The organism is Sphingobium sp. TKS (assembly GCF_001563265.1).
Lineage (GTDB): Bacteria > Pseudomonadota > Alphaproteobacteria > Sphingomonadales > Sphingomonadaceae > Sphingobium.
In genome coordinates, this window is sequence record NZ_CP005084.1 from 936949 (window position 1) to 961087 (window position 24139).

The 24139-nt window shown below is 66.0% G+C and carries 14 protein-coding genes; 11 read left to right on the top strand and 3 right to left on the bottom strand.

All coding sequences use genetic code 11. The features are described 5' to 3' along the window. Positions 1–259: 259 nt before the first annotated feature. From K426_RS25065 to K426_RS25075, 3 genes are all read right to left on the bottom strand, one after another. Entirely contained in the window at positions 260–2548 is a 2289-nt protein-coding gene (locus tag K426_RS25065) for a TonB-dependent receptor (protein ID WP_066563591.1), read from the bottom strand. An 86-nt stretch (positions 2549–2634) separates the two neighbouring features. Beyond that, positions 2635–4023 carry a hypothetical protein gene (locus K426_RS25070; protein ID WP_066563593.1) on the bottom strand — a complete coding sequence of 463 codons (1389 nt, stop codon included), beginning with the start codon at positions 4021–4023 and terminating at the stop codon, positions 2635–2637. A gap of 264 nt (positions 4024–4287) precedes the next feature. After that, a complete protein-coding gene (locus K426_RS25075; protein ID WP_066563595.1) occupies positions 4288–5244 on the bottom strand; it encodes a PQQ-dependent catabolism-associated beta-propeller protein in 957 nt (318 codons plus the stop codon). A 142-nt stretch (positions 5245–5386) separates the two neighbouring features. Between K426_RS25075 and pedF the strand changes: the two genes are divergently transcribed. From pedF to K426_RS32240, 11 genes are all read left to right on the top strand, one after another. Further along, positions 5387–5812: a cytochrome c-550 PedF gene (gene pedF, locus K426_RS25080; protein WP_066563597.1), complete on the top strand. Its 426-nt coding sequence runs from the start codon at positions 5387–5389 to the stop codon at positions 5810–5812. 4 nt (positions 5813–5816) lie between these two features. Continuing rightward, a complete protein-coding gene (locus K426_RS25085; RefSeq protein ID WP_066563600.1) occupies positions 5817–6674 on the top strand; it encodes a substrate-binding periplasmic protein in 858 nt (285 codons plus the stop codon). Positions 6675–6882: 208 nt separating this feature from the next. Beyond that, entirely contained in the window at positions 6883–8622 is a 1740-nt protein-coding gene (locus tag K426_RS25090; protein WP_066563602.1) for a methanol/ethanol family PQQ-dependent dehydrogenase, read from the top strand. A gap of 11 nt (positions 8623–8633) precedes the next feature. Next, a complete protein-coding gene (locus tag K426_RS25095) occupies positions 8634–9410 on the top strand; it encodes a response regulator (RefSeq protein ID WP_066563608.1) in 777 nt (258 codons plus the stop codon). Between the two features lie 291 nt (positions 9411–9701). Beyond that, positions 9702–10994 (top strand): TolC family protein, encoded by a 1293-nt coding sequence (locus K426_RS25100; protein ID WP_082749173.1) that lies wholly within the window; start codon positions 9702–9704, stop codon positions 10992–10994. Further along, positions 10991–13069 carry a type I secretion system permease/ATPase gene (locus K426_RS25105; RefSeq protein ID WP_066563612.1) on the top strand — a complete coding sequence of 693 codons (2079 nt, stop codon included), beginning with the start codon at positions 10991–10993 and terminating at the stop codon, positions 13067–13069. The genes K426_RS25100 and K426_RS25105 overlap by 4 nt, the downstream gene beginning before the upstream one ends. Beyond that, entirely contained in the window at positions 13066–14253 is a 1188-nt protein-coding gene (locus K426_RS25110) for an HlyD family type I secretion periplasmic adaptor subunit (RefSeq protein ID WP_082749174.1), read from the top strand. The genes K426_RS25105 and K426_RS25110 overlap by 4 nt, the downstream gene beginning before the upstream one ends. Positions 14254–14292: 39 nt before the next feature. Further along, positions 14293–20460 carry an Ig-like domain-containing protein gene (locus K426_RS25115; RefSeq protein WP_066563616.1) on the top strand — a complete coding sequence of 2056 codons (6168 nt, stop codon included), beginning with the start codon at positions 14293–14295 and terminating at the stop codon, positions 20458–20460. Positions 20461–20900: 440 nt separating this feature from the next. Then, complete coding sequence (locus K426_RS25125) at positions 20901–21365, top strand: aminoacyl-tRNA deacylase (protein ID WP_066564000.1); 465 nt, start codon at positions 20901–20903, stop codon at positions 21363–21365. A gap of 266 nt (positions 21366–21631) precedes the next feature. Further along, complete coding sequence (katG, locus tag K426_RS25130) at positions 21632–23854, top strand: catalase/peroxidase HPI (RefSeq protein WP_066563621.1); 2223 nt, start codon at positions 21632–21634, stop codon at positions 23852–23854. 121 nt (positions 23855–23975) lie between these two features. Next, positions 23976–24131 (top strand): hypothetical protein, encoded by a 156-nt coding sequence (locus tag K426_RS32240; RefSeq protein ID WP_169575627.1) that lies wholly within the window; start codon positions 23976–23978, stop codon positions 24129–24131. Positions 24132–24139: the final 8 nt, after the last annotated feature.

A 24139-nucleotide genomic window follows, 5' to 3' on the forward strand; every position in this document is an offset into this window, starting at 1 on the left:
GGCTGGATGAAGGCAGGCATGGGTGGTTTGCGGACATTCGGAAATCCCTCGCCCCACCGGGGAGAGGGTTGCGCAGACTTGGCAGCTTGCTGCCTAGTCGGAGCTGGGAGAGGGGGAAGCGATCCACAGGATCGCGCGGGCCTTTGGCCCGCTCCCCCTCATCCAACTGCGCCTAACCTCGCTCCGCTCGGTAAGGCTCCGTATCCTTCTCCCTCCGAGGGAGAAGGATACGTCCGCAATTGGCCAAAAACCATTCCCCTCAAAACTCCGCCTTCACCCCCGCATACCAACGGCGCGGCGCACCCGGTCCATAGGCGCGTGGATCGGACGCATTCGGCGCCTCTTCCATCGCCACCTCCCCCACGTCGCTGAACGTCCCGAAGGTCGCATAGCGCCGGTTGAACGCATTGCGCAGTTCCCCGAACAGCGTCACTCCCGACACAAGGTCGATCCCGGCGCGCAGATTGACCACCGCATAGCCCCTCAGCCGCGGCTGATCATTCCCCTCGTCGCCAACCAGATATTGCTCCGACCGCGCAATCACATCGCCGCCGACGGACCAGCCCCGCCCCGCATAATCCAGCGACAGCGTTGCGCTATGACGCGGGATGCCGGGCAGCCGGTCGCCGGGCCGCACGAAGATCACCCCCGCTTCATCCGCCGCCGGATTGGCGGGGCTGGAAAGCGCCAGCTCATGCCGGTAGGTCGCATCGGTGAAGGCATAGCTGAAGCCGCCGGAAAAGCCGCCCCGCTTCGCCTTCAGATTGAACTCCACGCCCTGCCGCCGGGTCGCGCCGATGTTGCGGAACCAGGCCCGCCCACGAATGTCCGACGCGACATATTGAATGTCGTCGCGGTTGCGCGCGCGATAGGCCGACAGCAGCCATTCGAGCTGAAATCCACCCAGCCGCCCCTGCCCGCTCGCGCCCGCCTCCCAGCTTTTGGCGACGACCTGTCTCAGCGGCGGATCGGCGACGAAGAAATTGGCGAGGCTGCACGGCGCATTCTCATCCGCGCAGGACAGTTCAGCAGGCGTCGGCGCGCGATTGCTCTCCGCATAGCCCGCCCGAAGGCTCAGGCCTTCCGACAGCGTATAGTCGAATTCCATGCCGGGATTGAGCCGCTCGAACCGATGGTCGCCGTTGAGCGCCGTACCGATCCGATCAAGCATGACGATCGCGGCGTGATTATAGCGCAGCCCGATCTCCGCCGAGAGCCGTTCCGTCAAGGGGAGCCGGTCCTGCGCGAACACCCCCCAATAGCTGGCACGAGCCACCAGCCCGACCGGGCCGATGGCGCCATCCCGCTGCACAATGACCGGCCCCAGCTCCTCAACGCTGCGATCTTCGGTCAGCGCGCCCAATAGGGTCGAGGCGCCGAAACGGCTGCGGCTCGTGTCATAGCTCATGCCGATGGCGAGATGATTGCTACCCCCCAGCACAGGCCGTTCGTCGATGATCTGCGCCAGGGCACCCATCGCCCGGCTGTCGAGCCGCCCTCGATTGAGCACGCCATAGCCTTCGCCGCCCAGCACATCGGCAATCGCTTGGCCGCCCGCGTCCTTCAGCAGCGCCTCTTCCCCGCCATCGACGGTTTCCAGGCAGAGCAGTCCATCCCCGCACCCCTCGATATCGGCGGCATCGCCGTTCACCGTGCGCAGCTTCAACCGCTGGGCATAAAGCGTGCCCTCGATCCGCGTCCGCTCGCTCAACGCTACCCAGGGATGCAGGCTGACCCGGCCATAGCGCGCCTTGGCATTGTCCGGCCAGGTGAAGACCGCGCTTCGGTCCGCCGCCAGCAGCTCCACCGGCGCGACGCCATTGCCGGTCAGGTCGGTATCCGCGCCGACCCATTTCAGATGCAGCCCGCCCGTCGCGGTATCGAAGCCCAGATCGGCATAGCCATTATACAGCGTCGACGGCGAATGGTCGCGCCAGCCATCCTCATGACGGTACTGGAACGCGCCGAACGCGCTAAAGTCGCCCTTGCCGAAACCGCCCGCCACGCTTGCCTCCCGCGCGCCGAAGCGGCCGCCGGTCAGGCTTGCCTCCAGCCCCGGATCGCTGAGCCCCGTCTTGGTGTCGACCACCATCGCTCCGCCCAGCGCGTTGAGACCATAGACGGCGCTGCTGTCGAACAGTGTGAAGCTGCCGATGGCGGCCTCGGGCAGCAGGTCGAAGGCGACCGTATCGCCAAAGGGCTGGTTGAAGCGCGCACCGTCAAGATAGACCGCCAGCCCCTGCGCCTGCCCCTGAAGCGGCGAGGCGGTGAAACCCCGATAGACGAGATTGGGCTGCCAGGGATTGCCCTGCGCGTCCTGCAAGGTGACGCCCGCGATGGAGCGGGTGATCGCGCCCAGCAGATCGGGCGTTCCGGCGCGGTTGATGTCGGCGCCGGTCAGGCGAAGCGCATCATCGGCATCGACCGCGCCGCCCGGCGCGGTGACGATGATCGCCTGCCGCTCCGCATCGGCATCGGCGGTGTCGGCCTCTGCCCGTCCAGCCAGAAGCGCCCATGCCGTGCCCGCCAGCCACAGGCCTTTCCTCATCCCCAATCCTTTTTATCTGCCCATGAAAAGGGCCGCACCCTTGGTAGGATGCGGCCCCGCCCCGTGACATTGTTCCTAAGGTCGGATCAGAAGAACAGGATCGCCCCCGCCGCGATCGCGTCGGAACTCGCCCGGTTGCCATTATGCGCTTCCGACTTGGTGTGGACATATTCGCTGAGCAGCGTGACCCAGCTCGTCAGGCCATAGCGGACCTGCCCGACCCAGCTCGAATTCTTGTCCACAAGCGTCGGATTGGCGAGCGCGTCGGCGGCATTGGCATAGTCGAGATTGCTCTCACCATAGCTGCCGCCCACAGAGAATTTCCCGAAGCTCGCCAGCCCTTGAAGATAGAAGCCATGGCTGTCGCGCTTATTGCCCAGGCCATCGGTATCGAACAGGTTGAGCGCCGTCGTGCCAAGGCCCGAGGCATCATAATAGGTGCCGACCAGCGTCAGCGGCCCCACCGTCACCTTCGCGCCCGCATCCCAGCCCCAGCCGGTATAATCGGGGCCAGCGATCACATTATGCTTCTGCCGGATGCCCGCGGCCCAGAGGCGCGTCCCCACGCCACCGAACTTGCCGTCATAGACCAGCTTGCCCTGGAAGCCCGGCTCCTTATTGGACTCATCCGGCCCCGTCAGCGAGGAGAGCGGCTCAAAAATGCCGATGCTGGCGGTGAAGCCGCTAAGATTGGGCGTGGTATAGGTGATCTGAGGCTGGAAGTCGGTATAGATATAACCGACGCCGATCCGTCCCAGCGTCGTGTTCGACGGCGCGACATTGCCCGCCGGCGTGCCCGACGACAGTAGGGTGATGTCGTTCAATATCTGCTCCGAAGCGAACAGGCCGATGTCGCGGCCGATCTTCACTTCGCCAAAGCCGGGGCGGCCAAAGGTCAGATAGGTCTGGCGGAAATCGATGCCCGCCGTCTGAAGCCCGCGCGGATTGCCGGGGCTGTTCGCGCCGCCGCCCGAATAGCTGACGGAGTTGATGCCCGGATACATGCCGAAATGCGCGCCCACGTCCCAGCCGCCCTGGTTGGTCGTGACCTCCACCTTCAGGAAGCCGGGGAGCAAGCCGTTGCGGATGGCCGAACTGTTGCTGCCCACGGTCGCCACGCCGCCCACGACGCTGTTGGTGGCGCTGGGCGCCTCGCCGTTGTCATGGACGTAGAAGCCGTTGACCGAGCCGGAAAATTTCAGCGTCACGCCGCCCATTTCGAAGCCCACGCCACTATCGGTCATGCGAACGGTCCGCCCGCCGCCTGACGCATCGGGCGTTACCGGAGGCGCCGAAGGGGCTGCCGCCGCCTCTGCGCTCTCATTTTTCAGCAGTTCCTGATATTCATCGTCGGAGAGAATACCCTTTTCATGCAGCCGCTTCAGCAGATCGGCCGTCGTTCCCGCCATGGCTGGCGTAGCAGTCGCGCAAAGCAGCCCCATGGCCGCGCTCGCGAGGAGCAGCGTCCTTTTCATAACATCCTCCCTCTTATGTGCCGGTCAAAGCCCCCGGCGAAGGGAAGAGTGGGGCGGACAGCCTCATACTGGAAATTGGACTTAGGGCTTCCTCCCTTGGGAGGAGGGAGTTGGAAGGAAGCGAGGCGCTTGTTCTCCCCTCCCGTTTACGGGAGGGGTCGGGGGTGGGCCGCCGCGCCAGCGGCGTTCCGGCCTCACGGATGGCTCAGAAGCTCGCTGCGCTCACGCCCTCCCCTAACCCCTCCCGCTTGCGGGAGGGGAATATCAAGGAACTACCACGATCCCCCAAGGCGCGGCGCCGACCGGGATCGTTCCCGTCACCGTGGCATTGGCCAGGTCGATCACGCTCACATTGTCCGAAAGGCCATTGGCCGCATAGGCATGTCCGCCATCGCCACTCACCGCGACGTGCCACACCCGCTTGCCCACCGGCACAAAGGCCCGCACCTTGCGCGATGCCACGTCGACCAGCGCGACATGATCCGCCCGTCCCAACGCGATCACCGCCGTCTTGCCGTCGGGCGTGAAGCGGATGCCGCAGGGCAGGATGCGATGCTCCGCCACACCCGGAATGGCGAAGTGCAACGTCTCCGCCACCTTGCGCGAGGCGGTGTCGATGATCTGCACCGTGCCGCCCACCTCCGCCGCGACCCAAAGCTGTTTACCGTCCGCGGTGAATTCGACATGGCGGGGGCGCAGGTCGACGGGCGTCGCGTCGACCATCTCCCTTTTCGCCACGTCGATCCAGTTGACGACATTGTCTTCCTCCGACGTCACGGCCACCCATTGGCTGTCCGGGCTTTGCGCCACGCCCTCCGGCTCGCCGCCGACATCGACCTGGAAGGCGACGCTCCGGCTCGCCAGATCGATCGCGGTCAGCGCGGCATTATCCTCATTGGCGACGAACAGGGTCTTGCCGTCACGCGAGAGGAAGAATTGCTCGGGATCTTCGCCGGACGGCAGTTCCGCCACCACCTTGCCCGTCGCCCGCTCGATCACCTGCACCGCATGATCAGTCGACGCGCAGAGATAGATATATTTGCCGTCCTTCGACACGGTGATCCCGCGCGGCCGCCCGCCCACCGGCCAGGTCGCCACCAGCTTCGCGCTGGCCGCATCGATCACCGAGACGCTGTTGCCGCGCTCATTGGAGACATAAAGCGTCTCAGCCTGCGCGCTCATCGGGACCAGCATCAGCCCCGCCCATAGGATGCGCTTCATGTTCCTCTCCATCCTGCTCTCCTCCCAGGGCTCTATCGGGCGGGCGGCGGCTGCGGGATTGTACCAACGGCCAATAGGGGAGCAAAGCCCGTCGGCCTACACTCGCAGCCAATCAGGGGAATTACGGGTGAGGATTTCGAAGATGAATCTGGGACGCATTTCGCTGCTGGGCGCCATGGCTATCTTAGGCGCGACCACGGCAACCGGCCTGATGGCGCATGGCAATGTGACGCCGCAGGCCGTCGACACCTCCGCCCTGCCGGAAATCGGCGAGGAATGGCTGGGCAAAAACCCCTATAGCGGCAATGCCAAGGCGATCGAGATCGGCCAGTCGGCCTATGGCCAGAATTGCGCCCGCTGCCATGGGCTGGACGCGGAAAGCGGCGGCATCGCCCCCGATCTGCGCTATCTTGAGCAAGGCGAGTCCGGCGATCAGTGGTTTGTGGAGCGTTTCCGCCACGGCTCCAGCCACGATGGGAAAGTCTATATGCCACCGTTCGGGGATGTTCTGGGCCAGAAGGCCGGCTGGGCGATCCGCGCCTGGCTCGAAACCAAGTTCCAGGGCTGACGGCATGATCAGCCGGCGAAGCCTTTTGGGCGGAGCGGGCGCGGCGGTGGCGCTCGGGCTGCTGCCGGGGATGACCCATGCTGCGCCGCTGGGCAAGGTCAAGGAACTCGGCGTGCTGCGGGTGGTGGTCTATAAGGACAGCCGCCCATGGTCATGGGAGGAAGGCGGCAAGCTCGTCGGCCTCGACGTCGATCTGGCCCACGCCCTCGCCGCGAAGCTGGGCGTGCGCGCCGATGTGGCCGAGCTCGTGGCCGACGAAAGCGTGGACGACGATCTGCGCCATGGCGTGTGGAAAGGCGGATTGCTCGGCTTCGCGCCCGGCGATCTGATGCTGCACATTCCCTTCGACCGGACCTTCGCCGCGCGCAACGATCAAGTGGCGATCGTCGCGCCTTATTATCGCGAAAGCTTTCGTTTTGCGGGTACGCAAAATGTCATCGACCTGGAAGCGCCGCCGACCGGATGGCGCGGCCATCGCCTCGCCGCGGAGCTGGATTCCATTCCCGATTTCTACCTGATCGGCTCCTTCGGCGGGATATTGGCGAAGGATGTGGCGCACTATCCCAGCGGCTCCGACGCGGTGGCGGCAGTGGCGGCGGGCAAGGCCGATGCGGTGCTCGCCAGCCGGGCGCAGATCGAGGAAGGACTGCACCGGGGGGCTGCGGGCTTGACGGTGCGCAAAGGCCCGCTGCCTGCCTTCACCTCACCCGGCTGGGACATCGGCATGGCGGTCAAGGAAAATAGCCGCACTTTGGGCGACGCGGTGGAGGAGATCGTCTCCACCATGGCCGCGAGCGGCGAGATGAAGGCGCTGTTCGCGCCTTATGGGGTCGAGTGGACGCCCGCGCTGGCGGCGGGATGAAACCTGATCTTCCCCTCCCCTTCAGGAGGGGACCGAGGGGTGGGGGTGTGCCCCAAACGCCACCCCGGATAAATCGGCCAACCCTCCCCTGAAGGGGAGGGAGCCAACAAAAAAGACCGACCCAAGGTCCAATTGCTGCGCACAATGGGTGCAATAATCTGATGATGTCGGGGGCGTGTCCAACGCTCCACAACAGAGGGAGGATGGAATGAGAGGACATATGATGCGTGGCCTGTCCGGCGCCGCAATATTGACGCTGGCGATCGCCGCCGCGCCGCTTCTGGCCGAGGGGCCGACCGATGCGGACCTGATGAACGACGCGGCAACGCCCGGCGATGTCCTGACCTATGGCATGGGTCCGCAGGCGCAGCGCTTCAGCCCCTTGAAGGCCATCAACGCCTCCAACGTGTCGAAACTCGTCCCCGCCTTCGCTTCCTCGCTGGGCGGCGAAAAACAGCGCGGGCAGGAAGCCCAGCCCATCGTCTATGACGGCACCATCTACGTCACCGGCAGCTATTCGCGCGTCTTCGCCTTCGACGCGCGCACCGGCGAGGAAAAATGGCAATATGACGCCCGCCTGCCCGAAGCGATCATGCCCTGCTGCGACGTGGTGAACCGCGGCGCGGCGATCTATGGCGACAAGATCATCTTCGCCACGCTCGACGCGCATATGGTGGCATTGAACCGCCACACCGGCAAGGTCATCTGGAACAAGCAGACCGCTGACTATCAGGCCGGCTATTCCGCCACCGCCGCGCCGATGGTGGTGAAGGGCAAGGTGATCTACGGCAACTCCGGCGGCGAGTTCGGCATTGTCGGCGCGGTGGAAGCCCGCGACGTCAACACCGGCGAACTGGTCTGGCGCCGCCCGACGATCGAGGGTCATATGGGCACGCTCGGCGGCAAGGATAACGGCATCACCGGCAAGACCAACGCAAGCTGGACCGGCGACCTGTGGAAGACCGGCGGCGGCGCGACCTGGCTGGGCGGCACATACGACCCGGAAACCAACCTGCTTTTCTTCGGCACCGGCAACCCCGCGCCCTGGAACAGCCATTTGCGCCCCGGCAACAATCTCTACACCAGTTCGACCCTCGCCATCGATCCCGACACCGGCGTCATCAAATGGCATTATCAGACCACGCCGCATGACGGCTGGGACTTCGATGGCGTGAACGAGTTCATTCCCTTCGACGCGACGATCAACGGCAAGCCGATGAAACTCGGCGCAAAGGCCGACCGCAACGGCTATTTCTTCGTGCTCGACCGCACCAACGGCAAGTTCATCAGCGCCAACAAGTTCGTCATGCAGACGACCTGGGCCAATGGTTACGACAAGGGCGGCAAGCCCAACACGATCGAGGCTGGCCGCCCCGGCGCGCCGACCACGGAAAAGGGAAAGCCGGTCTTCGCGTCCCCCAGCTTCCTGGGCGGCAAGAACTGGATGCCCATGGCCTACAGCCAGGACACCGGCCTGTTCTACGTGCCCAGCAACGACTGGGGCATGGACATCTGGAACGAACCGATCGCCTACAAGAAGGGCGCGGCCTATCTGGGCGCGGGCTTCACCATCAAGCCGATTGCGCAGGATCATATCGGCGCGCTGCGCGCCATGGACCCCAAGACCGGCAAGATCGTCTGGGAATATAAGAACAAGGCGCCGCTCTGGGGCGGGGTGCTGTCGACGGCGGGCAACCTCGTCTTCACCGGCACGCCAGAGGGCTATCTGAAGGCCTTCGACGCCAAGACCGGGCAGGAATTGTGGAAGTTCCAGACCGGCTCGGGCGTGGTGGGCAGCCCCGTGACCTGGGAACAGGATGGCGAGCAATATGTCGCCGTCATGTCCGGCTGGGGCGGCGCGGTGCCGCTGTGGGGCGGCGAGGTCGCCAAGAGCTTCAAGGACATCAATCAGGGCGGTTCGCTCTGGGTGTTCAAGCTGCCTAAGTAAAGGATAGTAAGATGATCGTCATGGGACGCGGCAATCATGTGCAGAATGTTGCGGCACTTCCGCCCGGCGCGATGCGGCTTGCCTCATCCCATGACTTGTCCGATTATCCGGGCCGAGGGGTGGGCCACATAATGAGCGATGAGCCGATCATGGAACGCGTGCTGATCGTCGACGATCACCCCCTTGTGCGCGACGGGCTGCGCAGCGTCATCGCGATCAGCTTCGACAATATCGAGATTTTCGAGGCGGCGACGCTCGACGAAGCCGTCGCCACGCTGGAAAAGCAGGACAATTTCGACCTGATCCTCCTCGACCTCAACATTCCCGATGTCCGCCGCCTTGATGGCCTGAAACTGCTGCGGGATCGTTTCCCGATCCTTCCCGTGGTGATGGTTTCAGGCGCCTTCGACCGCGCTATCGTACAGGAGGCGCTGGCCGCGGGCGCGGCGGGCTTCATTCCCAAGTCGTTGAAGCGCAGCGCCATCGTGGATGCGCTGCATCGCGTGGTGTCGGGGGAAATCTACCTGCCCGAAGCCATGGGCGAGAGCGTCGCGCCAACGGCGGAGGAGGATGAGATCAGCCGCCGGATCGACAGCCTGACGCCGCAGCAGAAGACGGTGCTGGCGCATCTGGTGCGCGGGCGGCTCAACAAGCAGATTGCGCATGATCTGGGCGTGTCGATGACCACCATCAAGGCGCATGTGTCGGCCATCCTCCAGAAGCTGGGGGTGCTCAGCCGGACGCAGGCGGTGATCAAGGCCAATCAGGTGCATTTCCGGGCGGATTAGGGCGGATTCCCGACTAGATCGTGTAGCCGTTAAGCAATACGTGCTCCTGCGCAGGCAGGAGCCCAGTTCAGACGGCAGGCCTGGGCTCCTGCCTGCGCAGGAGCACGGAAATGTCCGGGCCGACATGCGCCCTACAATATTAAGCGCCAGTCTCGCCTCGACGGAAAGTCCCGTAGCAGGACAGGAAAGTCCGATCCCACCCGCTTTTACCGGGCCATACCGCATATGGGTGATGTGCGAAAAGCCAAGGCTCTTTAGTCCAGCGGCGAGTCTGTTGGGGGAATTTCGCTGTTGGTTTCCGGTCGTTGGTGGCGGGGTTTGTTGCTGGGCGCGTCGATCTTGTCGGCTCCGGCAAGGGCCGAGACGTTCGAGCAGGTGCTTGAGCGTGTCGCCGCCGCGCATCCCAGGATCGTCGCCGCGCAGCAATTGACCCGTGCCGGACGCGCGGATGTGCGCGCTGCGAAATCCAGTTACCGGCCGCAATTCGGGGTGGAAACCGATCTGGGGTGGGATGACGGCAATAGCAGCCGGTCGTCCGGTTTCGCCCTGTTGCCGGAAGCAAAGGTCAGCCAGCTTGTCTATGACGGCGGACGCACTCCAGCGGAAATCCGGCGGCGGCGGTTGCGGGTCGACCTGCTGGGGGTGCAGGAGCAGGCGGCGCTGGCGGATCTGTCGCAACAGCTCGCCGCCGCCTGGATCGACCATGCGCGGGCAGCGGAACTGATCGACATCGGCACGCAGCAAGTGGCGGCGCTGGAAGCGCTGGACCGGCTGGTGGTGGAGATTGCGAGCTTCGACCGGGGCCGTGCTTCCGATGTGGTGATGGTGGAATCGCGGCTGGAGCAAGCACGCACCGCGCTCCAGACGCGGGAGATCACGCTGGCCGAGGCGCGGGGGCGCATTCGCGAAGTGTCCACTTTGCCGGTCGAACCGCAGGGAAGCGTGCCGGACATCGCCGGAGCCCTGCCTGAAACGGCGGAAAATGGCGAGGCGATGGCGGCAGGCAGTCCCGCCGTGCGCAGCGCCGATATCGAGGTCGCGGAAAATGCCGAGGCGGTAAAGGGCACGCGCAACTGGTGGTTGCCGCAATTGGCGCTGGAGGGCGCACGCACGTCCGAGCGGACGGTGGAAGGCGACACCCGGCTGTTCAACGGCTTTGCGGTGCGGTTACGCGCCAGCGCCCTGCCCTTCGACAGCGGCGGCGGGCGGGCGCGGCATGAAGCGGCCAGGGCGGAACTGGAGTCGGCGGAGTCCAGCGCGACGCTGGCCCGGACTTCTCTGGGCGCGCAAGTGCGGCGGCTCTGGACATTCCAGGCGCAGCGGCGGGCGCGGCTACCTTCGCTCGCGGGGCTGATCGCGCGGGCGGATGATGCGCGTAATATCGTGTTCGAACAGTTCCGGCTGGGGCGGCGGACCATTCTCGACCTGCTGGGTTATGAGCTGGAGCGGTTCAATGTGCGCGCCCAATTGGTGAACGAACGCTTCGATATTGCGCAGACGCAATATCAACTGATGGGCGTGCTGGGGCGCATCTATCCGGCGGTCGTCGGGGGGCCAATGATCGGGCCGGGGGCAAGGCCATGACGGAGTTGGTGGCCGTGACTTCCCTGGCCGATGCGCTGGCCCGCTGCCTGGACTTGCGCGGGCATGGGGTGAGCGCGGCGGTGCTGCGCGCCGCGATCGGGACCAGCGGCGATCCCGAGGACATGCTGCGCAGCCTTGCCGAACTGGGCATCCGCGCCAGCGCCATCGGGGCGCGGGCGGTGACCGACGATCTGCTGCCGGTGGTCGCCTTGCTGGCCGATGGGCTGGTGCTGGTGGCGGTCCGGCGGGACGGCGATGTGCTGATCGACGCGGCGGGGGTCGGCATCGGCGTGGATGAGGTGAAGCGGTGCATCGCCTTTGCGCCGCCGACCGCTGTGGACGGACGCGCCGACGATCTGGTGGCGGCGCAGGGCAGCGGCTGGTTCTGGCCGGTGCTGTGGCGGCATCGCCGCTATTTTTACGAGGCGGCGGCGCTGTCGGCGGTGATCAACCTGCTCTCGCTCGCCGGGATCATCTTCATGATGACGGTCTATGACCGCATCCTGCCAAACCTCGCCTTCGTGACGCTATGGTCGTTGCTGGCGGGGGTCGCGATCGCCTGCCTGTTCGAGTTCGTGTCGCGGACCATTCGCAGCCACGCGCTGGACGCGGCGGGCAAGAAGATCGACCTGATATTGGGCGACGCCGTGTTTTCGCGGGTGCTGGCGACGCGGCTGGAGGCGCGGGCGCAATCCTCCGGCGCCTTCGCCAATGTGCTGAAGGAGTTCGAATCCGTTCGCGGCTTCGTGACCAGCGCGACGTTGACGACCATTGCCGATTTGCCTTTCGCGCTGCTGTTCCTGACCGTTTGCGCGATGATCGGTGGGGCTTTGGTCGCGGTGCCGTTGCTGGCCTTCCTCATCGTGCTCGCCCTGTCGCTGCTGGTGCAGATTCCGATGGCGAAGCTGGCGCGCGAGAATTTGCGCGAGGCGGCAGTGCGGCACGGCACGGTGATCGAGAGCCTGGAAGGGCTGGAGACGCTGAAAGCCCTGCGCGCCGAAGGGCGGATGCGGCGGCGGCATGAGATTTCCAGCGGCTTCATCGCGGACCGGGCGCTGGCCAGCCAACGCTGGTCCAATCTGGCGCTCAACATCACCATTGCCGTGCAGCAGATCGGCTCGGCGGTCCTGCTCGCCTGGGGCGTCTATCTGGCGAGCATCGGCCAGACCACGGCGGGCGCGCTGGTGGCCTGCGTGCAGCTTTCCAGCCGGTCCCTGGCGCCGCTGGTGACGCTCTCCTCGCTGGCGGTGCGGTTTCAACAGGTGCGGTCGGCTTTGGCGAGCCTGAACCAGATCATGGCCCTGCCGCTGGACCGCGATCCCAGCCGCCATTTGCTGTCCAGCGATGCGTGGCGCGGCGATGTGGAGCTGCGCCATGTTAGCTTTTCCTATGAGCAGGGCGCGCAACCGGCGTTGAACGACGTGTCGTTGAGCATCAAGCGCGGCGAGAAAGTCGCGATCCTCGGGCGGATCGGCAGCGGTAAGTCGACCCTGCTGCGGATGCTGGCGGCGCTCTACCGGCCGCAGGAGGGGCAGGTCTTTCTCGACGGCGTCGACATGACCGCCATCGAGCCTGCCGATATTCGCTCTACCCTGCTGCTGGTCGGGCAGGATGCGCGGCTGTTTCATGGGACGTTGCGCGACAATCTGCTGGTGGGGGCGCCGCAGGCGAGCGACCAGCGGCTGTTGCAGGTGGCGGAGGCTACCGGGGTGACGGCGCTGGCGGGCGCGCATCCACTGGGGTTCGACCGGGGGGTCGGTGAGCGCGGCGACACGCTGTCGGGCGGGCAACGCCAGACCGTGGCGGTCGCGCGCTCGCTCATGGCAGAGGCGGCCGTCACTTTGTTCGACGAGCCGACCTCCGCCATGGATCAGCAATCGGAGGCGGAGGTGCTGCGCAGCATCGCCGCCTTGAGCGAGCGCGGGGCGGGCTATGTGATCGTGACGCACAAAAATTCTATCCTGCCGCTAGTCGACCGCGTGATCATCATGGATGCCGGACGGGTCATTGCCGACGGACCCCGCGACGCGGTGCTGCAAGCGCTGTCCGAGGGCAAGGTGAGGTCGGCGGCATGACGATGCTCTCTGCCCTGCGTTCGCCATTGGCGGTGGCCGAGGTGCGGGACCGGCATCCGGGCTGGCTGGTCTTTTCCCTGTTGCTGCTGGCTTTGCTGGCGACGTTGCTGGTCTGGGCGCGCTTCGCCGTGCTGGAGGAAGTGACCACCGGCGCGGCGCAGATCGTGCCGTCGGGCAAGGTGCAGACGATCCAGAGCCTGGAGGGCGGCATCGTCTCCGCGCTCAAGGTGCATGAAGGCGACCTTGTGGAAGCGGGCCAGCCGCTGATCGTGATCGATCCGACGCGGGCGGAATCCTCCTTCAACGAGATGGAACGACGGCGGCGGTCCCTGCTGGCGAGCGCGGCGCGCTTGCGGGCGGAGGCGAGCGGGTTGTCGCTTTCCTTCCCGAAGGAGATATCCGGGGATGCCGACCTGATCCGCTATGAGACGGAGACGTACCACGTGCGGCGGGCGGCGGTGGATCAGTCGACGGCGGCGCTGTCCGGATCGATCGCGCTGATGCGGCGGGAATTGGGGATTACCGCGCCCATGGCCGCGCGGGGGCTGGTGCCGGAGGTCGACGTGCTGCGCCTGCGCCGCCAGATCAACGACGCGCAGATGCAGATCAGCGATCGCACCAACCGCTACCGCGCCGATGCCGGGACGGAGCTGTCCAAGGTGGAGAGCGAGCTGTCGCAGGTGTCGGAGGTCGTGACCGGGCGGCGCGACGCGCTGAACCGCACGGTGCTGCGCGCGCCGGTGCGGGGCACGGTCAAGAATGTGCAGGTGACGACGATCGGCGGCGTGGTGCAACCGGGCGCGGCGATGCTGGAGATCGTGCCGTTCCGCGACGTGCTGCTGGTGGAGGCGAAGATCAGACCGTCCGACGTCGCGTTCATCCGGCCGGGGCAGGACGCGACGGTGAAGCTCGCCGCCTATAATTACCTGGTCTACGGATCGCTGAAGGGCAGGGTCGAGACGATCAGCCCCGACACGCTGCGCGAGGACCGCAAGCCCAACGAGGAAGCCTTTTACCGGGTGCTGATCAGCACCGGGCAATCCTCGCTGGTCCATGACGGCAGGCCACTGCCCATCATTCCCGGCATGACCGGCACGGTCGAGATACTGACCGGGCGGCGGACGGTGTGGGACTATTTCCTGCGGCCGGTACTGAAGATCGAGGAAGCGTTCCGGGAACGCTGAAAACCATTCACGGACAATATGTAACAGGGGAGTTCCGCAATGAAGATCGTAGCGAAGATTTCGACCAAGGGCGGAAAGCTGGTCCGCACGATCGCCCTGGGCAAGGGCACGAATGTGCTGACCGCGGACAAGGACGCCCTTGTTGCCATCATCGATGAAGCCACCGGCAAGGCGGTCAACGGCGCCCATTATGTGCGGCACGGCGGCGAAGTGACGGTGCAGGTGCCCGATGCCGCCTTTGCCGAGGCCGGGAACGGGATCAGCCAGGCGGCGGGCGCGGCGCAGGATGCTGCGGCGGCTCCGGCGGAGGCAGCGCCTTCCGCTCCTGCGGCCAGTGAAGGCGCAGGCGGCGGCAACGGGCTGATCTTCGGCGTGCTGGGCGGTCTGGCGGCGGTCGGCGGCATTGCCGCTGCGGCGGGCGGCGGCGGCGGCAAGGCCAAGGACACGACCGCGCCTGTCGCGCCCACCGGCCTGGCGCTGGCGGCGGCGGACGATAGCGGCAGCTCCAGCAGCGACCGGATCACCAAACAGACCAGCGCGCTCACCATCACCGGCACGGCGGAGGCCGGGGCCACGGTGACGCTGCGGGACGGCAGCACGGTGCTCGGCACGGCGACTGCGGGCAGCGGCGGCGCATTCAGCATCGATGTGTCGCTGGGCGAAGGAGCGCACAGCATAACCGCGACGGCGACCGATGCGGCCGGGAATGTGGGGACGGCGTCCTCCGCTCTGGCGATCACGGTCGATACGACCGCGCCGGCGGTGGCGATCAGTGCCGTACCTGCCGCCTTGGTGGCGGGGCAGACGGCGACGGTGACCTTCAGCTTCAGCGAAACGCCCGCCGGGTTCGACGCGAGCGACATCAGCGTTTCGGGCGGGACTTTGAGCAATCTCGCCGTTTCCCCCAGCAACGCCAATGTCTATACGGCGACGCTGACGCCGACGGGCGCGGTCGCCATCTCGGTCGCGGGCGGTGCCTTTACCGATGTGGCGGGCAATGCGAGCGGGGCCGCTTCGTTGAACGTCGCTTTCGATCCGGGCGCGAGCGGTGCGGCCATTGACGGCTATATCGCAAACGCGCTGGTGTTCCGCGATGCCGATGGCGACGGCGTCTGGGACCATGAGAGCTTCACCGACGGCAACAATAATGGGGTACGCGACGCGGGCGAGGCCTTTGTCGACGCCAATGGCGACGGCCTGTTCACCGCCGAATATTACACCACGACCGACGCACAGGGCAATTTCAGCGGCCTGTTCGGCACCGGCCAGATCGTGCTGACGCCTCTGATCGCAGGCGACGGCACCAACCTATCGCGCGATATTTCGACCGGCATCGCCTTTACCGGCCAATTGAGCGCGCCGGACGGGTCGAGCGTCGTCACGCCGCTGACCACCATCGTCGCCGCGCTGGCGGGCGCGGGTGCGAATGCCACGCAGATCGCCAATGCTGAAGCGCAGGTAAAGGCGGCGCTGGGCCTGGACGCCGCGCTGAACCTTGGCAGCTATGATCCGATCGCCGTCGTGGCGGCATCGACCGACAGCGCCGCGCTCGCCAATGCGGTGGCGGTGCAGAAGGCGGCGATCCAGGTCGCCAACATCCTGTCGGTCATGGCCAGCGCCAGCGAGGCGGCGGGCAGCGGCGCGCAGGCGGGACTGGACGCCGCCGTCACCGCCATTGCAGGCCAGGTCGCAGGCGGCAGCGTCGACCTGACGAGCAGCGCGGCCATCGGCCAGATCGTGCAGGCCGTCGCGGCGGCAAGCGGGACCGGCATCACAGCGCAGGCCGCCGCGATCAGCAGTTCGCTCGCGAGCGTCAATCTGAGCATCGCGCAGGCCAGCGGCAGCAGCGCGGTCGACACGCTGACGGCGGTCGCCACCTCGCAAATCGTGGCGCAGGAAACTTTGGCGGGCGAAGTGAGCACGGCGGTCGGCGGCGGCGCTGCTCTCAACAGCACCGCCTATCAGGGCGCAGCGCTGGCGGAGAAGATCGATGACGCCTCGACCCAGGTGCAGGTGATCGTGCCCACCCCGCCAACGGCAGGCGCCCTGGGTGCGCCCGACCGGCCGGTGGTGGACGACGGCGCGCGCATTTCGGCGGCGGAAGCGGCCGACGGCGTGGTCGTGTCGGTGGGCCTCGGCTCCGGCAGCGGCGTGGCGGCGGGCGATACGCTGCGCCTGATGATCGGCGGCACGGAGGTCAAGGCGGTTACCCTCAGCGCCGGAGACATTGCCAGCCGCACCGTCAGCATTGCGCTGGCGGCGAGCGATCTGGGCGCGGACGGCGCCAAGTCGATCACGGCGGGCTTCGTATCGACGGCTGGCCTCGCGGGCGCTGTATCGCTGCCCGCCGCGGTGACGCTCGACACCACGCCCCCCGCGGCGCCAACTGCGCTGGCGGCAACGGAAGGACCGCTGCTGACCGGCGGCGAAGCGGCGAACGGCACCAGCATCACCGGCACGGTCGAGGCGGGCAGCAATGTGACGCTGACCCTCACCAACGGCGCGCAGACGCTGGTCAAGCAGGCGGTGGTGACGGGCACGGCCTTTTCCGTGGCGCTGTCCGCTGCGGAGATCGCGCAACTGGGCGAAGGCACGGTGCGCTATTCGGCGGTGGCGACCGATACGGCGGGCAACAGCAGCGCGCCCTCCCCGACCGGCCATTATTTCTACACGACGGAAACCATCGTCGACCCGAGCACGCGCATCGACGGCGTCGGCGCCCGCATCGAAGCCGATGACGAGGAAAATGCGCTGCGCCTGACCGCGCTGCCGGGCGGCGGCTTTGCGGTCAACTGGACGGTCGATACCAATGGCGACGGCGATGTCGATGGCCTCGCCATCCAGCGCTTCGCCGCCGACGGCAGCAAGGATGGCGGCATCATCCTGTTGCGGGGGATTTCCCAGCAACTGATCGACAGCGAAAGTGACGAGCAGGCCTTCGACGTGCAGGCGTTGGCCAATGGCGGCTATGCGCTGACCTATTCGCTGGCGCTGGAGGATGTGGGCCGGCCGGCGGCTTTCAACCCGCAATCGACCGGGACCATCCTTGTCGGCGTGCCGACCGATATCTTCATCCAGGCGGCCCCCGCCAATGCGGTTTTCGCGCTGGCCGGGCTGGGCACGGACGGACAGGCCAGGACGGTCACGCTGACCCCGGTCAATGGACGCGTAGAGGTCACGCAGGCGATGCTCGACCTGTTCGCGATCGACAACCGCCTGACCCTGACGGTCGGCGGCCTCACCACCGGGCAGACCGCCAATGTCTTAATCAATGCGCTGGAGGATTGGCATTATGATCCGGCGGCGGCGCTGGAGCAGATCAGCGTCAGCCGCGCGGTGACGAACGGCGTCGGCGTGCTCGCCACGCCCACGGGCCATCCTGAAGGCTTCCATATCGACGCCGTCGTCGGCACGCCAACCTTCGTCAACATACAGATCACTCCCAATGGCGGATCGATCATCGACATCAGCGGCGTGACCGGCGCCATTCAGCTTTCCAATGGCGCGATCCAGATCAACGGCGTGGTCGCGGACGCGAACGGCATCTATCATGTGCCGCAGGCGCTGCTCGATCAGCTCGCCGGCCATGATTATCAGGCGATATTGATCGTCGGTGGGCTGACCAACGGGTCCACCATCACCGGCACGATCGACGTGCGCGAGCCGGTTGCCGTGCCCGAAGGCGTGTTCGTCCAGACCTTCGACGCGCAGGGCCAGTCGGTCAACGAAAGCGCGCGGCTGGATGGCGCGGAATCGCGCTTCTACAGCGATGATGAGGATAATGGCGTGCGCGTCACGCCGCTGTCGGGCGGCGGCTTCGTCGTCAACTGGGTGGTCGACGCCGATCATGACGATCAGGGCGACGGCTTTGCGGTGCAGCGCTTCGCCGCCGACGGCAGCAAGGTCGGCGGCGTCGTGCTGTTGCAAGGCATCGCGCAGCAATTGATCGACTATGCCGCGGATGAGGATGTCGCCTTCGACCTGCAGGCGCTGGACGATGGCGGCTATGTGTTGGCCTATTCGCTGGCCCGGCCGGAGGTGGGGCAGTCCGTGACCTTCAGCTCGTCGCTGACCGGCGTGCCGATCATCGGTGAGCCCACGAACATCTATCTGAGCAACGCGCCCGCCAACGCCAGCTTCGCCCTGACCGGCCTTGGCATGGACGGGCTGGCCAAGTCGGTGGCGGTGACCGTGGTCGACGGAGAGATCGCGATCACCCAGGCGATCCTCGATCAATTCTCCATCGACCATCGCCTGTCGCTGACGGTCTCTGGCCTGACGAGCGGGCAGACCGTCAGCGCCAGCATCTATGCCGAGGAAGTGCAGCAATATGATCCGGCGGCGGTGCTGCAACAGGTCAGCGTCAGCCGGCAGGTCGCAGGAAACGGCGTGGGCACGATCGTGCTGCCGGGCAGCAATGCCGAAGCCTTCCATATCGACAGCAGCTCCGGCCCGGCGAGCGGCGTCACCTTGCTGCTGACGCCCAGCGGCGGCGCCTTCATCGACCTGACGGGCATCGCCAACGCGACCCGGCTGGCCAGCGGCATCATCGTCATCACCAATATGACGGCGGATGCAGGCGGCAATTATGCCGTGCCGCAGGCGTTGCTCGATCAGTTGGCGGGGCATGATTATCAGGCATCGCTGAATGTCGCGGGCCTGACCGCCGGTTCCACCATCACCGGCACGGTCAGCGCGCGCACGCCGCATCTGCTGCCCGAGGGGCTGTTCGTCCAGACCTTCGACGCCAATGGCGTGGCGGGGGTCGATACCGGCCAGCGGCTGGACGGCCCGGACAGCCGGATTTCGGGCGATGACGAGGATAATCCGCTGCGCGTCACGCCCCTGACCGGCGGGGGCTTTGCCGTCAGTTGGGTGGTCGATGTCGACGGCGACGATCAGGCCGACGGGCTTGCGGTGCAGCGCTTCGCCGCAGACGGCAGCAAGTCGGGTGGCGTCGTGCATCTGCAGGGCATCGCGTCGCAGCTTAGCGACGCCGACGGCGATGCCGTTTCCTTCGACCTTCAGGCGCTCGACAATGGCGGCTATGCGCTCAGCTATGTGCTGGAACCCGAGGAGGTCGGACGCCAGATCGTCTTCACGCCCCAGCTCACCAGCACCGCGATCGTCGGGCAGCCGGTCGATCTCTATGTCGGGTCGGCCCCCGCCAATGCCAGCTTCGCGCTGGTGGGCCAGGGCAATGACGGATTGTCGAAGACGATCGCCCTGACCGTTGTGGACGGCACCGTCCAGATCGATCAGGCGATCCTCGACCAGTTCGCGCTGGACAACCGCCTGACGCTGACGGTCAGCGGCCTCACCACCGGGCAGAATGCGACCGTCCATGCCTATGCGCTGGAGGATCAGCGCTATGACCCCACGGCAGGGCTGCATGATGTGGCGAGCAGCCTTCAGGTCGGGCCGGGCGGCTTCGGGGTCATCGCGACCGGCGCCGGTCATGCCGAGACGTTCCACATCGACTCCATCGCCGGTACGCCGACCACGCTGTTGCTGCAGGTGACGCCCAACGGCGCGACATCGATCGACCTGAGCGGCATCGCCAATGCGACCACCCTGCCCACGGGCGCGATCAATATCAGCGGGCTGACGGCGGACGCCAGCGGCCTCTATCATGTGCCGCAGGCGCTGCTCGACCAGTTGGCGGGGCATGACTATCAGGCGATCCTGATCGTCGGCGGCCTCACCGCCGGGTCCACCATCACCGGCACGATCAGCGTGCGGGAGCCGGTGGACGTGCCCGAAGGCGTGTTCGTCCAGACCTTCGACGCCAATGGCGTGGCGATCAGCGCCGACCTGCACCTGACCGGCACGGCGGGGACCGACCTGTTGCTGGGCGATGTCGGCAATGACCTGCTGAACGGGCTGGACGGCAATGACCTGCTGGACGGCGGCGCGGGCACCGACACGCTGACCGGCGGGGCCGGAGCCGACCTGTTCATCCTGGAAGCGCCCCATGGCCAGACGCTGTCGGTGGCCGACCTGATCACCGATTTCCAGGCCGGGGTCGATCATCTGCGGCTGCCCGACAGCGTGACCTTCGCCAGCCTCCAGATCGTGCAGGGTGACCCCACGGCCAATGGCGGCGGCAGCAGCGAAAGCCTGATCATCGACGGCGGCAGCGGCGACATATTGGCGCGGTTGACCAATGTGGATGCGGCGGCGATCACCCAGGCATCCTTCGCCTGACCGGGACCGGCCCGCAGCGCCCCGGCGCTGCGGGCCGGCGCATATTGGGTCCGGCTGTAACCGTCATGGGCAAATGGTCGGGGCAGCCGGACCCGGAAATCGCGCCATTGGGGGGATGGCGCGATGCCACCGCCTCCCCGAGCGGTCAGCGGCGGCGCCATCCTAAACTGGCGGCCCGCGCCCGGCATCTGCGCAACATGCTGATCCGCCAGCGATTCAGGGCAAGGGCCGATGCCCCTTTGGAGGCATTGACGAACGCCTTCGCCCGCGCATCGGCATGGCCCCATGATGATTGGTTATCGGCGCTAAATCTGCTATTCCTTGTCCATTGGATGGCATTGGCCAGACCCGCCGCCCGCCCCAGTGCCGGCATCCTTTTCCGGCACCGCGCCTGACGCCCGGCTGACCATGTCTTCAGGCGTAGGCCGATGGAGGATGTCATGGCGATTTCCCAAAGATTGCGCGGCTATCTGGACCGCTGCGGCACGCGATTCGACGAATGGCCGCATGAGCCCGCCACCGAAATGGCCCGGGCAGCGCAGGCGGCGCATGTCCCCGGAAGACAGGTCGCCAAAGCCGTGCTGGTGCAGGCGGGCGACGAATATATGCTGGCGGTGCTGCCCTCCTCCAAGCATGTGAGCTTCAACTTCCTGCAGCAATGGCTGGCGCGCGACGTGGCGCTGGCGGAGGAGCATACGGCGGCGGCTCTGTTCCCGGACTGCGAACTGGGCGCGATCCCGCCGGTGGGCGCGGCCTTCGGATTGAAGACGATCATCGACGACGACATGCTGATGGATCAGGATGTCTGGTTCGAGGGCGGCGATCATCATACGCTGGTGCATATGAATGCGGAAAACTGGCGGCGGCTGCAAAAGGGCGCCGGGCATTTCGCGTTCAGTATATAGAGATGAAAAGTTGTCCCCCTCCCGCAAGCGGGAGGGGTTAGGGGTGGGCGCGAGCAAAGCGAGCTTCTGCCCTATCGGCTGGGGCAGAACGCCGCTGGCGCGGCGCCCACCCCGACCCCTCCCGCTTGCGGGAGGGGAGTTATGTTCCCCCTCTCATGCAATAAATTCCACACTGTTATCGGAAAAATAACATGGCCTGCCATGTTCCCCCCTCGCCGGGCATGGCCTAGAATCCCGGTCCCGGAGAAGCTGAAAGGAATCGTGCAATGGACGCAAAGACGAGCAATGATCCGCTGGCCTGCCCGATGAAGGAACCGGCCGCGCTGCGATCCCTGCTGGGACGCACCAATCGCGACTGGTGGCCCAATCAGCTCTCGCTCGACATCCTTCAGCAGAACGGCCTGTCGGGCAATCCGCTGGGCGACGATTTCGACTATGCGGCGGCGTTCAAGTCGCTCGATTACGACGCGGTGAAGAAGGATCTGACGGCGCTGATGACCGACAGCCAGCCCTGGTGGCCGGCGGATTATGGCCATTATGGCCCCTTCTTCATCCGCATGGCCTGGCATTCGGCGGGCACCTACCGCACCGGCGACGGGCGCGGCGGCGCCTCTTCCGGCTCGCAGCGCTTCGCGCCGCTCAATAGCTGGCCGGACAATGCCAATCTGGACAAGGCGCGCCGCCTGCTCTGGCCGGTGAAGCAGAAATATGGCCAGGCGCTGAGCTGGGCGGATTTGATGATCCTGGCGGGCAATGTCGCCATCGAGTCGATGGGCGGGCCGGTCTTCGGCTTCGGCGGCGGCCGCGCCGACGTGTTCGAGCCGGAAAAGGACGTGTATTGGGGCACGGAGGAGCTTTGGGTCAACCAGCCCGGCAACCAGACCCGCATTCAGCCCGACAGGAACATGGTGCTGGAAAGCCCGCTGGCCGCGATCCAGATGGGCCTCATCTACGTCAATCCCGAAGGGCCGGGCGGCAATCCCGATCCGCTGCAATCGGCGCGGGACATTCGCGAAACCTTCCTGCGCATGGGCATGAACGATGAGGAGACCGTCGCGCTGACGGCGGGTGGCCATACGTTCGGCAAGGCCCATGGCGCGGGCGACGCATCGAAGATCGGCAGGGAACCGGAGGGCGCCGACATCGCGCAGCAGGGGCTGGGCTGGCAGAGCGGCTATGAAAGCGGCGTGGGCGATCACACCATCACCAGCGGCATCGAAGGCGCGTGGACGCCCACGCCCCGGACCTGGGACCACAGCTTCTTCCACATGCTGCTCGACTATGAATATGAACTCGTCAGGAGCCCGGCGGGCGCCCAGCAGTGGCAGCCGGTGAACCAGAAGCCGGAGGACATGGCGCCGGGCGCGCACAGCCCCGACAGGCGCGTGCCGACGATGATGACCACGGCCGACATGGCGTTCAAGATGGACCCGGAATATCGGAAAATCTCCGAGCGGTTCCGCAACGATCCGGCGGCGTTCGAGGATGCCTTCGCCCGCGCCTGGTTCAAGCTGTGCCATCGCGACATGGGGCCGAAGGCGCGCTATCTCGGCCCCGAAGTTCCGGCCGAAGACCTGATCTGGCAGGATCCTATCCCGCCCGTCGACCATGTGCTGGTCAATGCGGCGGACATCGCCTCGCTCAAGCAAAAGATATTGGCATCCGGCCTTGGCGTGAGGGAACTGGTGCAGACGGCCTGGGCGTCGGCCTCGACCTATCGCGGTTCGGACCATCGCGGTGGCGCCAATGGCGCGCGCATTCGCCTCGCCCCGCAAAAGGACTGGGACGTGAACCAGCCCGAACAGCTCTCCCGCGTTCTGACCGCGCTGGAGAAGATCAAGGCCGAGTTCGACGGCGCGGGCGTGAAAAAGATCTCGTTGGCCGACCTCATCGTGCTGGCCGGATCGGCGGCGATCGAAAAGGCGGCGAAGGACGGCGGGCGCAGCATTGAGGTGCCCTTCACTCCGGGCCGCACCGACGCGACGCAGGAACAGACCGACGTGCAGAATTTCGAGCCGCTGGAGCCGAAAGTCGACGGCTTCCGCAACTATCTGCCCGTACCGTTCAACGTTCCGGTCGAGGAACTGCTGATCGACCGCGCCCAATTGCTGACGCTCAGCGCGCCGGAAATGACGGTGCTGGTCGGCGGCCTGCGCGTACTGGGCGCCAACCATGGCGGGTCGCAGCATGGCGTGTTCACGGACAGGCAGGGGACTCTCAGCAACGACTTCTTCGTCAACCTGCTCGACATGGGCACGGCGTGGAAGGAAGTGGAGGGGCAGAAGGATCTGTTCACGGGCACCTGCCGCGATACCAACCAGCAGAAATGGACCGGCACACGGGTCGATCTGGTGTTCGGATCCAATTCGCAGCTCCGCGCCTTGTCGGAGGTTTACGCCTCCGCCGATGCGGGCGACAAGTTCGTGAAGGACTTCGTCACGGCCTGGACCAAGGTGATGGACGCCGACCGCTTCGACCTGGCGGCTTGATGGTTGGGAAGGCCGCTCCTTCGGGGGCGGCCTTTGCCAATCGGACTAGAACTTTTCGCTTAATTGAGCTTGCGTAACTTTCATGCGACACTGCCGCCCGCAGTGATGCGGGAGATTCGCTGTGCATGATCATCTGAAAGACGCTGCCGAAGCGGCCAATCTGACGGACGAACAGCTCGTCGCGATCCGCCGCAAGATCGGTGATCCGAAACATCCGACCGGGTTCGAACAGGCTGTTCTGGACGAAATGGAACGGCGGCATCTGGCCCCTTCCTAATCCTTCCT